At 67.7% G+C, this 13451-nt stretch carries 13 protein-coding genes; 8 read left to right on the top strand and 5 right to left on the bottom strand.

The window, feature by feature from the left end; genetic code table 11:
- The first annotated feature begins 86 nt into the window (after nt 1-86).
- The 4 genes from WDN01_22020 to WDN01_22005 all read left to right on the top strand — a co-directional run bounded on the left by WDN01_22020 (nt 87) and on the right by WDN01_22005 (nt 2354).
- Nucleotides 87-548, top strand: a complete 462-nt coding sequence (locus WDN01_22020; GenBank protein ID MEJ0028712.1) for a GcrA family cell cycle regulator — start codon at nt 87-89, stop codon at nt 546-548.
- Between the two features lie 61 nt (nt 549-609).
- The gene (locus WDN01_22015; protein MEJ0028711.1) at nt 610-831 is read left to right on the top strand and encodes a hypothetical protein; all 222 of its coding nucleotides are present in this window, start codon (nt 610-612) and stop codon (nt 829-831) included.
- A 109-nt stretch (nt 832-940) separates the two neighbouring features.
- Nucleotides 941-1420, top strand: coding sequence for a glutathione peroxidase (locus WDN01_22010; GenBank protein ID MEJ0028710.1), 480 nt, complete (start codon nt 941-943; stop codon nt 1418-1420).
- Between the two features lies 1 nt (nt 1421).
- Entirely contained in the window at nt 1422-2354 is a 933-nt protein-coding gene (locus tag WDN01_22005) for an aminoglycoside phosphotransferase family protein (protein MEJ0028709.1), read from the top strand.
- Nucleotides 2355-2556: 202 nt separating this feature from the next.
- On the opposite strand, the gene phoB is transcribed toward WDN01_22005, so the two are convergent.
- The 5 genes from phoB to WDN01_21980 all read right to left on the bottom strand — a co-directional run bounded on the left by phoB (nt 2557) and on the right by WDN01_21980 (nt 7490).
- Nucleotides 2557-3261, bottom strand: coding sequence for a phosphate regulon transcriptional regulator PhoB (gene phoB / locus WDN01_22000; GenBank protein MEJ0028708.1), 705 nt, complete (start codon nt 3259-3261; stop codon nt 2557-2559).
- A complete protein-coding gene (gene phoU / locus WDN01_21995; GenBank protein ID MEJ0028707.1) occupies nt 3258-3974 on the bottom strand; it encodes a phosphate signaling complex protein PhoU in 717 nt (238 codons plus the stop codon). The genes phoB and phoU overlap by 4 nt, the downstream gene beginning before the upstream one ends.
- A gap of 71 nt (nt 3975-4045) precedes the next feature.
- Nucleotides 4046-5332 carry an ATP-binding protein gene (locus WDN01_21990; protein ID MEJ0028706.1) on the bottom strand — a complete coding sequence of 429 codons (1287 nt, stop codon included), beginning with the start codon at nt 5330-5332 and terminating at the stop codon, nt 4046-4048.
- A gap of 150 nt (nt 5333-5482) precedes the next feature.
- Nucleotides 5483-5995 carry a methylated-DNA--[protein]-cysteine S-methyltransferase gene (locus WDN01_21985; protein MEJ0028705.1) on the bottom strand — a complete coding sequence of 171 codons (513 nt, stop codon included), beginning with the start codon at nt 5993-5995 and terminating at the stop codon, nt 5483-5485.
- Entirely contained in the window at nt 5979-7490 is a 1512-nt protein-coding gene (locus tag WDN01_21980; GenBank protein MEJ0028704.1) for an AlkA N-terminal domain-containing protein, read from the bottom strand. Before WDN01_21980 ends, WDN01_21985 begins: the two co-directional genes overlap by 17 nt.
- A gap of 244 nt (nt 7491-7734) precedes the next feature.
- On the opposite strand from WDN01_21980, the gene WDN01_21975 reads away from it, so the two are divergent.
- From WDN01_21975 to WDN01_21960, 4 genes are all read left to right on the top strand, one after another.
- Nucleotides 7735-9264: an MFS transporter gene (locus tag WDN01_21975; protein ID MEJ0028703.1), complete on the top strand. Its 1530-nt coding sequence runs from the start codon at nt 7735-7737 to the stop codon at nt 9262-9264.
- An 11-nt stretch (nt 9265-9275) separates the two neighbouring features.
- Nucleotides 9276-10748 carry an MFS transporter gene (locus tag WDN01_21970; protein MEJ0028702.1) on the top strand — a complete coding sequence of 491 codons (1473 nt, stop codon included), beginning with the start codon at nt 9276-9278 and terminating at the stop codon, nt 10746-10748.
- A complete protein-coding gene (locus tag WDN01_21965; GenBank protein MEJ0028701.1) occupies nt 10745-11956 on the top strand; it encodes a TetR/AcrR family transcriptional regulator in 1212 nt (403 codons plus the stop codon). Before WDN01_21970 ends, WDN01_21965 begins: the two co-directional genes overlap by 4 nt.
- Before the next feature lie 179 nt (nt 11957-12135).
- Nucleotides 12136-13155 carry an IS110 family transposase gene (locus WDN01_21960; GenBank protein ID MEJ0028700.1) on the top strand — a complete coding sequence of 340 codons (1020 nt, stop codon included), beginning with the start codon at nt 12136-12138 and terminating at the stop codon, nt 13153-13155.
- The last annotated feature ends 296 nt before the right edge of the window (nt 13156-13451 follow it).

The following is a 13451-nucleotide window of genomic DNA, read 5'->3' as shown; positions in this document are numbered from 1 at the left end:
GGACAAGGGGTTGGGATACCTCCGTGCCGCTTGTACGTTGTCACATGAGCGATACGATATCTTGTGGCCTGAGCCATGAGGAACCCGTGAACACCCAATTGATGAACTGGTCCGACGACCGGGTCGAGCAGCTCAAGAATCTCTGGACCGAGGGGCTGTCCGCCAGCCAGATCGCCCGCGCCCTGGGCGGCGTCACCCGCAATGCCGTGATCGGCAAGGTGCACCGGCTCGGCCTGGCCGGACGCGCCAGCCCGTCGCGGACCGAGCGGCCGCGCCTGCCGATGGCGCCGAAGGTCTCGCTGCGCAGCCACACCCCGCCCGCCCCGGTGGTCGAGGAGGATCCCCTGACCTTCAGCGACGGCAGCCATGCCACCGTGCTGACGATCAACGACCGGATGTGCCGCTGGCCGATCGGCGATCCGAGCGCGGACGAATTCCACTTCTGCGGGCGCAACCCGAAGAGCGGCTCGCCCTATTGCGAGGCGCATGCCCGCAAGGCCTACCAGCCGCAACAGCAGCGGCGGGACAGAGGTCGGATGGCGGGCTGACGCCCGCGGGGGGGCCGGATGGCCGGTTAAGTTCCAGTGGCTTTGTGCTAAGCTTCGCGGCATGAACAAGCGTGTCGCGAAGCCCAAGCGCAAACTGCCGCTGGCCCCGGACGGCGACGTCACGGATGCGCAGATCGAAAAATTCCCGCGCGACAGGCACGACTCGATCGCCGAGAAATTGCAGGAAGCGCGCGACAGCATCGCGCGCGGCGACGTGGCGCCGATGCCTCCCCTGGAGGAGCTTCTGAAGGATGCGCGACGCTTTCACAGGTCGCGCAGCTGACCGGTGGTGGCGCCTCGGATACTTCGTACCTCCGACGCCGACCGCGATATGGTGGAGATCTGGTCCTATATCGCGACCGACAATTCCTTCGAAAGCCACGGGACGACTTATGACCTCCATCTACGAATTCTCGGCGAAGACGCTGCAGGGCAACGACGTCTCGCTGGCCGAGTATCGCGGCAAGGCGATGCTGATCGTCAACACCGCCTCCAAATGCGGGTTCACGCCGCAATATGAGGGGCTGGAGAAGCTCTACCGCGAGCGTCGGGCCGACGGGCTCGTGGTGCTGGGCTTTCCGTGCAACCAGTTCGGCGCGCAGGAGCCGGGAAGCGAGGCGGAGATCGGTGCCTTCTGCCAGATCAATTACGGCGTGAGCTTTCCGATGTTCGCCAAGATCGACGTCAACGGGCCGCGGACGCATCCGCTCTATGAATTCCTCAAGCACGAGAAGGCCGGCATCCTGGGCACGCGGAACATCAAGTGGAATTTCACCAAATTCCTGGTCGACCGCGCCGGCCAGGTGGTCGGCCGCTTCGCGCCGACGACCAAGCCCGAGGATATCGAAAAGGCCATCGCGAAGGTCATCTGAGATGCGCGAGCGCTGGCAGCGCGGCGTGCCGCCGCTTTCGCCGGGCGCGGAGGCGGTCGCGGCGATGGTGCGGGAGGCCGTGCCCGGCGCGCGCGTCGCCGGCTTCGCGGCGCTCGACGGCGGGCTCCTGAACACCAATCTCCGCGTCGATCTCGAAGGCGGGCGCGTTCTCCTCAGGCTCTACCAGCACGACCCGGCGCAGGCCGGAAAGGAAGCGGCGATCGCGCGCCGGCTGCATGGGCTCGTGCCGGTGCCGCGCTATCTGCATCTGGGAATGCGGGACGGTCAGCGCTTCGCGGTGCTCGAATGGGTCGCGGGCGAGCCGCTGCATCGGGTGCTGGAAGATGCGGAGGCGCGCGTGGCGCTGGGGCGCGAGACCGGCGCGGTGCTGGCGCGCATCCATGGCGTGCATTTCGCGCAGTCCGGATTCCTCGACGCCCGGCTCGAGATCGTCCGGCCCTTTGTCGCGGACAAGGCGTTCCTGGTCGACTATCTGCGCGGTTCGCTGGTCGAGGGCGGCGGGGCGCGCTTCGTGCCGCGCGAACTGGTCGACGCGGTGATGGCCTATGCCGAGCGCTACGGCGACCTGGCATGGGGCGGGCCGCATTGCCTGGTCCATAGCGATTTCAACGGCACCAATATCCTGGTGCGCGACGGCCGCATCGTGGGCGTGCTGGACTGGGAGTTCGCCTTCGCCGGCCCGCCTTCGGCGGATTTCGGCAACCTGATGCGCAACCATCCGCACGAAGATTTCCTGGGCGCGGTCGAGGCCGGCTATCGCGATAGCGGCGGCCATTTGCCCGGCAATTGGCGCAGGCTGGCGGGCGTCACCGACCTGATCGCCTGGGCGGACATGCTGCAGCGGCCGCGCGTCGATCCGGCGGTGGTCGAAGACGCGCTGCGATCGATGCGGGAGACGGTGTCGGCGCGGTAGGCCTTTGGCTGGCCGCCCAGTCCCCTGGGTGCCCGCCTTCGCGGGCATGACAGCGATTGGATGTCTTTGAGCCATTTTCATTCAAAAAACCGTCATCGCCCGCTTCATGCGGGCGACCCAATTTGGCCGCGAGAAAAATGGGTTGCCCGGACAAGCCGGGCAATGACGACTTTTATGAAGGTAGCGTCACGCCGAAACGTCTCTAATTCGCGGCGACGGCGTCGTCGAGGGAGTAGCCGGCGGAGCGGACGGTGCGGATCGGATCCTTCACGCCCTCGATATTCAGCGCCTTGCGCAGGCGGCCGACATGGACGTCGACCGTGCGCGCCTCGACATAGACGTCGGAGCCCCATACCGCGTCGAGCAACTGCTCGCGGGAGAAGACCCGGCCGGGATGCTGGATCAGGTGGTCGAGCAGCTTGTACTCCGTCGGCCCCAGATGGACTTCCTTGCCGGCGCGGCGCACGCGGTGGGCGGCGCGGTCCATCTCGATGTCGCCGATGGCGACGGTGTCGGGCGCGAGCGACGGGCGGATGCGGCGCATCACGGCGCGCAGGCGGGCCAAGAGCTCGGTCATCGAGAAGGGCTTGGTGAGATAATCGTCGGCGCCGGTGTCGAGGCCGCGGATGCGATCGCTTTCCTCGCCGCGCGCGGTCAGCATGATGATGGGGACGTTGCGGGTCTCCTGGCGGCCGCGCAAGCGGCGGCAGACCTCGATGCCGGAAAGCTGCGGCAGCATCCAGTCGAGCAGGACGAGGTCGGGCTTTTCTTCCGAGGCGACCAGCAGCGCTTCCTCGCCGTCGCGCGCCTCGAGCACGCGGTAGCCCTCGCGCTCCAGATTGTAGCGCAGCAGGGTGACGAGGGCGCCTTCGTCTTCGGCGACCAGAACGGCGGGCTTGAGGCTCATGCTTTCCTCTCGAAGGGCACGTTCGTCTCGCTGGTGGTGTCGGCCTTGGGACGATTGGACGAGAGGTGGTCGGCGCGGACCATGTGATAGACGACTTCGGCGATGTTGGTGGCGTGGTCGCCGCTGCGCTCGATGTTCTTGGCGATGAAGAGAAGGTGCGTGGACGAGCCGATGGTGCGCGGGTCTTCCATCATGTAGGTCAGGAGCTCGCGGAACAGGCTGTTGTAGAGCTCGTCGATCTCGCCGTCCTGGCGCCACACCGCTTCGGCGGCCTCGGCGTTACGGTCGGAATAGGCGTCGAGCACCTGCTTGAGCTGCGACAGCGCCACCTTGCCCATGCGGGCGAGCGAGGCGGTCAGGCGGATCGGCGGCTCCCGGTTCAAGACGATGGCGCGCTTGGCGATGTTCTTGGCGAGGTCGCCGATGCGCTCCAGCTCGGACGCGATCTTGATCGCGGCCAGGGTCTCGCGCAGGTCGACCGCCATGGGCTGGCGCAGCGCCAGGAGCTTGAGGGCCTTGTCCTCGATCTCGGTCTGCAGCGCATCGATGCGCTTGTCGCCGCCAACCGCGCCCTCGGCGAGGTCGGTGTCGCGCTTGGCCACCGCGTCGACGGCGGCGGCGAACTGCGCCTCGGCCAGCCCGCCCATCTGCGCGATGGACGCGGACAATCCTTCGAGCTGCTCGCTGAAGGCCTTAACCGTATGATCGCTCATATTTTCCGTCCGCGTGGCGCAACCGGTGCTTAGCGCCCCAGCCGCATGGATATGCGACAGTTATATAACACTTATGCGACAGCAGTGTCCGGCGGGCGGGCGGCGATGGGCAAGAGCACGGTAAACGTGCTTCCTTCGCCGGCTTTGCTCTCGATCGTCAGGCGGCCCTGGTGACGATTTACGATGTGCTTGACGATGGCGAGGCCGAGGCCGGTGCCGCCCTTTTCCCGGCTGCGCTTCACATCCACCCGGTAGAACCGCTCGGTGAGTCGCGGAATGGCGTCCTGGGGGATGCCCTCGCCGTCGTCCCGCAGGCTGACGGCCAGCATGGAGGCGGCGCCGCGGCCGCCCGAGACGGGGGCCGGCGCGATGGTCACCCAGACATGGCCGCCGGTGCGGCCGTATTTGATCGCATTGTGGATCAGGTTCTGGAAAAGCTGGATCAGCTCGTCGCGCTCGCCGGTCACGGGCGGCAGGCCGGGCGCGGCGGTCAGCACCAGCGCGATGCCGTCGATCTGGGCGAGCGGGCTGAGCGCGGCGAAAGCCTCGCGCACGATGGCTTCCAGCGAGACGCGGCCGGAGGGGCGGACATGTTCGTTGAGCTCGATGCGCGTGAGCGAGAGCAGGTCCTCGATCAGCCGGCGCATGCGGCCGGCCTCCACGCTCATGATGTCGAGGAAGCGGTCACGGGCCTGGGCGTCGTCGCGGGCATGGCCCTTGAGCGTGTCGATGAAGCCGGACACCGCGGCCAGCGGCGTGCGCAGCTCATGGCTGGCATTGGCGACGAAATCGGCCCGCATCTGCTCGGTCCGCTTGGCGGCGGTCAGGTCGTGCAGCAGCAGCGTGGTGACGGGCGGCTGCGACGACAGGCGGCGAACATAGGCCTGGTAGTGCCGCTCCACCGGCACGGGAATGATGAACTCGACCGAGGAATCCTCGCCGCTCGCGCTCGTGTGGCTGACTGCCTCCAGCACCGCGGGCGTGCGCAGCAGGAGCGAGATGTGCTTGTTCTCGGGCCCGATGCCGATGACAGTCTGCATCGCGCCATTGGCGAACAGGACGCGGCCGCTTTCGTCCAGCAGCATCAGGGGATCGGGGAGATGGGCGAGCACCTCGCGCGCCAGGGGGCTGAGAAGGCCGGCCGCGGCGCCGCCGAGCTCCGACCGCTGCTCCAGCAGGCGCCGGCCTTCGCGCGCCAGGAAGGTGGCGACCAGCGCCACCACGGTCAGGCCGCCGGCGAAGACCCACAGATCCGTCTTGCCGCGCCAGAGCAGCACGGCGGCGCCGAGCACGACCCCGGCCAGCCCCGGCCAGAGATAACGCGCGACGTCGGTCCAATAGGTTTGTGTACGGTCCATGCGGCCCTTGCAAAGCGGCCATCATAGCCGCTTTCGTGACGGTTTGTTCGTGCGCGCGCGCAGTCACTGATCCGTTCACAGATATTGCAATGCATCGAGCGACCGTCACGGTCCGCGCATGCGACGGACGACACCGCTCTTATCGGGTCGTCAGGCGTGTTTCCGTTCGTGGTCGAGCAGCCAGCGCTTGCGTTCGAGCCCGCCGCCGTAACCGGTGAGAGAACCATTGCCGCCCAGGACGCGATGGCAAGGCACGACGATGGCGATCGGGTTTGCGCCGTTTGCAAGGCCGACCGCGCGCGTCGCGGCCGGCTTGCCGAGCGCCTTGGCCAGCGCGCCATAGCTTGTCGTCGTGCCCGCCGGGATTTTTCGCAAGGTGGTCCAGACCGCGTGCTGGAACGGCGTGCCGGCGGGGCCGGTCGCGAGCGCGTCCACGGCGCCAAGGTCGCCGTCGAAATACCGGGCGAGCGCGGAAGCGAGGCCGGACGGATCGCGCCTTTCGGTCAACGCGCCGAAGCGGCGGGCGAAAGCGGGGCGCCAGCGTTCGGGCTTGTCGCCGAATTCGAGCAGGCACAGCCGTCCTTGCGCGTCGGCAACGAGCAGGAGTTCGCCGATCGGCGTGGCGAGGCGGTCGAGGAACAGCGTCTCAGGCAGGCTCGGCATCGGCGGTCCACAGATGCTGCGCGGCATAGGCGCGCCAGGGGCGCCAGGATTCGGCGCGCGCCAGAAGCGCTTTCGGAGTCGGGCGCCGGCCCTTCTCGGCGACCAGCGGACTGCGCAGCAGCGCCACGTCGGCGGCGGGGAAGGCGTCGCTGTCGCGCAGCGCGCGCAGCGCCCAATATTGCGCGGTCCAGGGACCGAAGCCGGGCAGCGCGAGCAGGCGCGCGACGGTCTCGTCATAGGAGCCGGCCGGCTCGATCAGCTTCGGATCGGCGGCCACGGCCTGCGCCAGCGCACCGAGCGCCGCGATGCGCGCCCTGGGCATGCCGAGCGCGGAGAGATCGGTGCGCGCCAGCCGCGCGGCGGAGGGGAAGACGCGCGCGAGACGCTCGTCGCCGCTGAGCTCCGGCGCGATGTCGGAGCCTGCGAGCTCCACGATGCGGACCGCGAGGCGGCGGGCGCCGGTGACGGCGATCTGCTGGCCGAGGATGGCGCGCACCGCGAGCTCGAAGGCGCACCAGGCGCCCGGCGTGCGCAGGCCCGGGCGGCGCGCGATCAGCGGCGCCAGGGCGCTGTCGCCCGACAGATGCGCGCCGATGGCCTGGATGTCGGCGTCGAGATCGAAGAGGCGCCTGAGGCGCGCGACGATGGCGAGCAGCGCGGCAACGCGCGGAAAACGGATCGTGGCGCGCAGATGGCCGCGGCCGGGCTCGACAAGGATGCTGCCGAAGACGCCGTCGATCTCGATGGTGCGGGCATAGCGGCCGTTCTCCACCAGCTCGACGCCCGCGATGGACCGCGCGGCGAGGAAGGCGAGGATCGCGTCCCAGTCGTAGGGCGCGCGATAGCCCAGGCGCAGCGTGACGCTCGACAGCGCGGCCGGCGCGCGGCGGCGCAATTCGCTGGGCGAGCGGCGATAGAGCTTCCGGAACGTGTCGTTGAAGCGGCGGACTGAGCCGAAGCCGGCGGCGTCGGCGACCGCCGCCATCGGCAGCCGCGTCTCCTGGATCAATTGCTTGGCGAAGAGGACGCGGCGGGTCTGCGCCACCGCGACGGGCGACGCGCCCAGATGCTTGTCGAACAGGCGGCGAAGCTGGCGCTCGCCGACGCCGAGCCGCTCGCACAGGGCGGGCAGCGGATCGCCGTCGAGCCCGCCTTCGGCGATCAGCGCGAGCGCGCGCGAGACCGTGTTGGAGGTGCCGCGCCACGCCGCGGCATCGGGCGAGATCTCCGGCCGGCAGCGCAGGCAGGGACGAAAGCCCGCCGCCTGCGCCGCGGCGGCGCTGGGCCAGAAGGTGACGTTCTGCCGCCTGGGCGTGCGGGCGGGACAGATCGGGCGGCAGTAGATGCCGGTCGTCTTCACGCCGACGAACAGCCTTCCGTCGAAGCGGGCGTCGCGCGTCGCGAGCGCGCGGTAGCAGACGTCGTGCGGCGGCATTTCCATGTCGCGCATCATGGACCAAAGCGCCGGCGCGGTGTGGCCATTTTCGGACGCCATAGACGTCCGGGTCCGTTCGCGAATGCGGCGCGGCGCGGTGCTGTTGACACGCCTTGTTCCGTACCACACCTTCTAAAGCGAAGATCGCGCGGTTGATCGCTTGAGCGTTCGCAAGGCGTTTCCCTTAAGGCAATCTTACGGCCCCGCACGCGATATCCCAATTGCCTGACGATCCGCCGGCCTCAACGAAGGCAGGCGGGAGAGAACGACAGCCGGCGCCGAGCCGGACGGGAGGAGAGAAAGGATGGCGGATGCGGCCCCGCGCCTCGGGCTCGGCACAAAGCTCGTCTTCGGCTTCGGCTCGATCGCGTTCGGCACCAAGGATTTCGGCTTCGCGACGTTCCTGCTCATCTTCTACAATCAGGTGCTGGGGCTTTCCGCGACGCTGGTCAGCTTCGCGATCATGGTCGCGCTGTTCGCCGACGCGGTGTTCGATCCGTTGATCGGCGAGATATCGGACAATTGGCGCTCGCGGCTGGGCCGCCGCCATCCCTTCATGTACGGCGCCGCACTGCCGATCGCGGTGTTCTATTTCCTCCTGTGGAATCCGCCGCAATGGCACGGCGCGGCCTTGTTCGGCTATCTCGTGGTGACGGCGATCCTCGTGCGCATGGCCATCGCCTGCTATGAAATCCCGAGCGCCGCGCTGGCGCCGGAGCTGTCGCCCGACTACGACCAGCGCACCTCGCTGATGGCGTTCCGCTGGCTGTTCGGCGCGGTCGGCGGCGGCGTCACCGTCGTGATCGCGCTCGGCTTCTTCATGGTCGCGACCAAGGCGCAGCCGACCGGCATCCTCAACCGCGGCGGCTATTTCTCCTACAGCGTCATGGCGGCGCTGGTGATGATGGCCTCCATCCTGGTCTCGGCCTGGGGCACGCATTCGCGCATCAAATACATGCGGCAGATCCCGCCACGCCCGCGCCCCAGCCTCGGCCAACTCGCGCGCGAGATGTTCGAGAGCCTGTCGCACCGCTCGCTCCTGATCGTGACGCTGGCGAGCCTGTTCAGCGGCATGGCGGGCGGGCTGGGATCTTCGCTCAACACCTATTTCGGGACCTATTTCTGGCGGTTCAGCCCGCAGCAGCTCACGGTGATCGGCCTGGGCGCGCTCTTGGCCGCGCTGATCGCGGTCGGGCTGGCGCCGGCGGTGTCGGCGCGGCTCGACAAGCGCAGGGGCTTCGTCGTCATGGCGTTCGCCTCGCTGTTCGTCAACAACATCACCATGACGCTGAAGCTGCTTGGCCTGTTGCCGCCGGACGGCTCGAACGCGCTGCTGCTCGCCTTCTTCGTCACCATCACGGTCGGGATCGCCTTCACGATCACGGCCGGCATCCTGATCTCCTCGATGATCGCCGACATCGTCGAGGACAGCGAGATCAAGACCGGGCGACGGTCTGAGGGGCTGTTCTCGGCCTCGCTCAGCTTCGTCAACAAGGCGACGTCGGGGCTCGGCATCCTGATGGCCGGGGCGCTCATCGACATCGTGCATTTTCCGACCCATGCGGCGCCGGCGACCATCGAGGCCGTCGCGCCGCATGCGGTGCGCAACCTGGTGCTGCTCTACATGCCGATCCAGATCGCGCTGTGGATCGTCGCCTTCACGCTGATCGGCGGCTACCGCATCGACCGCAAGACGCATGAAAGCAACCTGGCGCGCCTCGCCCAGGCGGCCGCGCTGGCGGAGGTTTCGCCGCTGGCCGCCATCGTCCCCGGCGGCGCGGAAGACGCGGGCGATATCCCGCTCGCGGCGCGGGCCGCATCGAACCAACCTTGAGAACGGAACCCATGGACACCAAACCGATCGCCGATACCGCTCGCCTGCAGCGCGAGGTCGGCAGCCTGCGCACCAAGCTGTTCTACGGCTTCGGCTCCATCGCCTTCGGCATCAAGGACAACGGTTTCCAGACCATCCTCCTCTTGTTCTACAACCAGGTCATGCACCTGCCGCCCGGCAAGGTCGCCGGCATCCTGTTCGCGGCCTTGTGCATCGACGCGCTGTTCGATCCGATCATCGGGCAATTCTCCGACAACCTGCATACGCGCTGGGGACGGCGCCATCCCCTGCTCTACCTTTCGGCCTTGCCGGTCGCCGTCAGCTATCTTCTCCTATGGAACCCGCCGCATTGGAGCCAGGACGCGCTTCTGATCTATCTCTTCATCGTCGCGGTCGTGGTGCGCACCTTCATCAGCTTCTACGAGATCCCGAGCTCCGCGCTGAACCCCGAACTGACCGACGATTACGACCAGCGCACCGCGCTGTCGGCCTATCGCGTGTTCTTCGCCTGGACCGGCGGGATGACGATGTACCTGCTGGCGCTCGGCGTCTTCTTGAGGCCCGACTCGACCCACAAGGTCGGTCAGCTCAACGAGACCGGCTATACGCATTACGGCATCCTCGCCGCGCTGCTGATGTTCGCGGCGATCCTGATCTCGGCCTGGGGCACGCACAGATTCATCCCCATCCTGCGCCAGCCGCCGGCGCGCGCGCCGTCGCTCTGGGAATATGCCAGGCAGATGCTGGCGACGATGAACAACCGCGCCTTCCTGATCCTGATGCTGGCGCAGGTCGCGTTCGGCGCGGCCACCGGCCTGGTCTTCGCCATGGCGATCTACCTGGCGACCTATTTCTGGGAGCTTCCCAGCGACAAGATCGTGATCCTGGGCTTCGGCACCGTCGTCGCCTTCTTCCTCGCCTTCCTGATCGCGCTGCCGGTCGCCAAGCGGCTGGGCAAGCGCATCGGCGCGGTCACGCTGTTCGCGTGCGGCCTGTTCATCTCGATCTTCCCGATCCTGCTGCGCCTGCTCGGCCTGTTCTGGGCGAACGGCTCGCCCGTCCTGGTGCCGGCGCTGTTCCTGTTCGCCGTGCTGTCCGGCGCGATGACCATCGCCAGCTCGATCCTGATGTCGGCGATGCTGGCCGACGTGGTCGAGGACAGCGAGCTCAAGACCAAGCGGCGCTCCGAGGGCCTCTTCTTCGCCGGATCGAGCTTCATGGCGAAGGCGGTGTCGGGGCTCGGCATCCTGCTCTCAGGGCTTCTGCTCGGGCTCGTCGGCTTTCCCGACAATGCGGTGCCCGGACATGTCGATCCCGCCGTCATCCGCAACATGGCGCTCGTCTACCTGCCGTCGGTGGTGCTATTGTACGGGCTGGGCATCCTCGTCATCTCTCGCTTTCCGATCGACCGCCGGGACCATGAGGAGAACCTGCGCAAGCTCGCCGCCGAGGCCGAGCACGTGCCCGCTTCGGAGCATCCTTGAGCAGCGCCACCGACCGCTACAACAAGAAGAAGGAAGCAATCCTGGCGGCGGCGGCCGGCATCCTGAACCGGCGCGGCGTGCGCGGCATGACGCTGGCCGACGTGGCGGCGAGCGTCGATCTGATCACCACCAGCGTCACCTATTATTTCAAGAAGAAGGAAGACCTCGCGGTCGCCTGCTATCTCAGCGGCATCGAGCGCTTCGACGCGCTGATCGCCGCGGCGCTGGGCGAGGAAGACCCGCCGCGCCGGCTGTTGAAATTCCTCGACCTCTATCTGGCGCTGCACCGGCGCATCCGCGAGGGCGACGAGGCGCCGATCGCGGTGTTCAACGACATCCGCGCCCTGAAGGAGCCGCATCTGCCGGTCGTGGCCAAGGCCTATGCGCCGTTCTTCCGCAAGGTGCGCGCGCTATTCAAGGCGCCGGGCTATGAGTGGCTGGACCGACGCATGTCGACGGCGCGCACGCATATGCTGCTGGAGCAGATCTACTGGTCCGTCACCTGGCTGCCACGCCACGACCTCGACGATTACGGGCGGGTGCGCGACCGCATGTTCGATATCCTGGCGCATGGCGTGGCGCCGCGTGGGGCGGTGTGGCGGCCGTCGCGGCTGCCCGAATTGCCGCCGCCGGACGACGCGCAGGAGGGCCAGCGCCAGACCTTCCTCACCGCCGCGACCAAGCTGATCAACCAGCGCGGCTATCGCGGCGCCTCGGTCGAGAAGATCTCCGAGCAGCTGAACGTCACCAAGGGCTCGTTCTATCACCACAACGACGCGAAGGACGACCTGGTGGTCGAGTGCTTCGCGCGCAGCTTCGAGGTCATGCGCCGGGTGCAGTCGGCGGCGCTGGCGGAGGGCGGCGACTATTGGCACAAGATCTCGTCCGCCGCCGCGACGCTGGTCGAGTTCCAGCTGTCGGAGCGCGGGCCCCTGCTGCGCTCCTCGGCGCTGAGCGCCCTGCCCGAGCCGATGCGGCGAAAGATGGTCGAGCGCGCCAACCGCGTCTCGGAGCGCTTCGCGGCGATGATCAGCGACGGCGTGGCGGACGGCTCGATCCGCGCGGTCGATCCCTACATCGCGGCGCAGATGCTGAACGCGACGCTGAACGCGGCGTCGGACCTGCCCTTCACGATCCCCGATGTGGCGGCCTCCGAGGCGCCGGCGCTGTACGCCAAGCCGATGCTGATGGGCGTGTTTTCGCGGTGAATTTCCTCCCCCGCTGTTGCGGGAGGTGCTGAGAGAGCGAAGCGAACGAAGCGGAGGGGGCCTGTGCGGGGCGGCCCCCCTCCGTCACGCCTTCGCTGATGGGGTGGACGGCCCCTCCTTACGACATCGATGTGCCAAGGTGTGGCCGTTTCAGGACCCACACGGGAAGGAGCCGCCCCATGCAAGTTAGCACGATCGGATTGGATATTGCGAAGTCGGTGTTTCAGGTACACGGCGTTGATGGCGCCGGCGCCGTGGTCGTTCGTCAGCGCCTGGCGCGCAGCCGGGTTCTCGCGTTCTTCGAGCGGCTCCCGCCCTGCCTGATAGGGATCGAAGCGTGCGGCACGGCCCACCATTGGGCACGGCAGCTCACGGCGCTGGGCCACGAGGTGCGGCTGATGCCGGCGCACTATGTGAAGCCTTATGTGAAGCGGCAGAAGAACGACGCCGCCGATGCCGAGGCGATCTGCGAGGCGGTGACGCGGCCGACCATGCGGTTCGTGCCGATCAAGACGCCGCAGGCCCAGGCTTTGGCATTGGTCCATCGGGTCCGCACCCAGCTGGTGGGCCAGCGTACCGCCATGCTCAATGCCCTTCGAGCCGGTCTGGCCGAGTTCGGCATCGTGTCCGCGCAAGGGCAACGCGGCGCCAACGAGATCCTCAAGATCGCCCAGGCCGGCGACGCCCGCATTCCGGAGCTTGCGCGCGATGTCTACGCCATGATGGCCGCTGCCATCCGAGCCGTCGAGGCGCGCCTCGTCGGCCTCGACCGCAAGATCGCCGCCGACACCGAGACGAACGAAGCCTGCAAACGCTTGCGCACGATCCCGGGCGTCGGACCGATCACCGCCAGCACGGTCACGGCGTTGGCAGGCGATGTCTCGCGCTTCGCCTCGGGCCGCGATTTCGCCGCCTGGGTCGGGTTGACGCCCAAACAGGACTCCTCCGGCGGAAAGACCAGGCTCGGCCGCATCACCAAGGCCGGCGACCGGACCTTGAGGACCCTCTTCGTGATGGGTGCCTTTGCCATGATCCGGCGCGCACGGACCGATCCCGAAAAGGCCTCGCCCTGGCTGCTCTCGCTGCTCGGCCGCAGGCCGGCACTCGTCGCCGCCGTCGCCCTCGCCAACAAAATGGCCCGTATCGTCTGGGCGATCCTGGTCAAAGGCGGAACCTACCGCAGGCCCCTCACCGCATAGGGCACACGCAATTCCCGGGGCGCAAACCGCTCCGGGAAGGCAGGGAAATGCTTGAGCCATGACGACGAACCGGTCGAGCCGGGGACCGCTCAATTCGCAAAGCGCAAGGAGCCTTCGAGCCCGCTTCGCTGATGGAATGGCGCGTCCGCGGATTTCATCAGGGCCAGCGGTCCGCGTACCGCACCAAAAGGCCGTACACATGACCGCATCCACCGCTCCCGTCACAGCCCAAAATCTCCTTGCCAAACCGGGGCCGTCCACACATGCGCTACGCTAAGTGCAGGATTTTGCGTCCT

It is taken from the genome of Rhizomicrobium sp. (assembly GCA_037200985.1).
Lineage (GTDB): Bacteria > Pseudomonadota > Alphaproteobacteria > Micropepsales > Micropepsaceae > Rhizomicrobium.
This window is presented reverse-complemented; position numbering and strand designations above follow the sequence as displayed.

Coding starts and splice junctions, on each gene's coding strand:
- WDN01_22015 (MEJ0028711.1), top strand. CDS start 610: ATGAACAAGCGTGTCGCGAAGCCCAAGCGCAAACTGCCGCTGGCCCCG.
- WDN01_22010 (MEJ0028710.1), top strand. CDS start 941: ATGACCTCCATCTACGAATTCTCGGCGAAGACGCTGCAGGGCAACGAC.
- WDN01_22005 (MEJ0028709.1), top strand. CDS start 1,422: ATGCGCGAGCGCTGGCAGCGCGGCGTGCCGCCGCTTTCGCCGGGCGCG.
- phoB (MEJ0028708.1), bottom strand. CDS start 3,261: ATGAGCCTCAAGCCCGCCGTTCTGGTCGCCGAAGACGAAGGCGCCCTC.
- phoU (MEJ0028707.1), bottom strand. CDS start 3,974: ATGAGCGATCATACGGTTAAGGCCTTCAGCGAGCAGCTCGAAGGATTG.
- WDN01_21990 (MEJ0028706.1), bottom strand. CDS start 5,332: ATGGACCGTACACAAACCTATTGGACCGACGTCGCGCGTTATCTCTGG.
- WDN01_21985 (MEJ0028705.1), bottom strand. CDS start 5,995: ATGCCGAGCCTGCCTGAGACGCTGTTCCTCGACCGCCTCGCCACGCCG.
- WDN01_21980 (MEJ0028704.1), bottom strand. CDS start 7,490: ATGGCGTCCGAAAATGGCCACACCGCGCCGGCGCTTTGGTCCATGATG.
- WDN01_21975 (MEJ0028703.1), top strand. CDS start 7,735: ATGGCGGATGCGGCCCCGCGCCTCGGGCTCGGCACAAAGCTCGTCTTC.
- WDN01_21970 (MEJ0028702.1), top strand. CDS start 9,276: ATGGACACCAAACCGATCGCCGATACCGCTCGCCTGCAGCGCGAGGTC.
- WDN01_21960 (MEJ0028700.1), top strand. CDS start 12,136: ATGCAAGTTAGCACGATCGGATTGGATATTGCGAAGTCGGTGTTTCAG.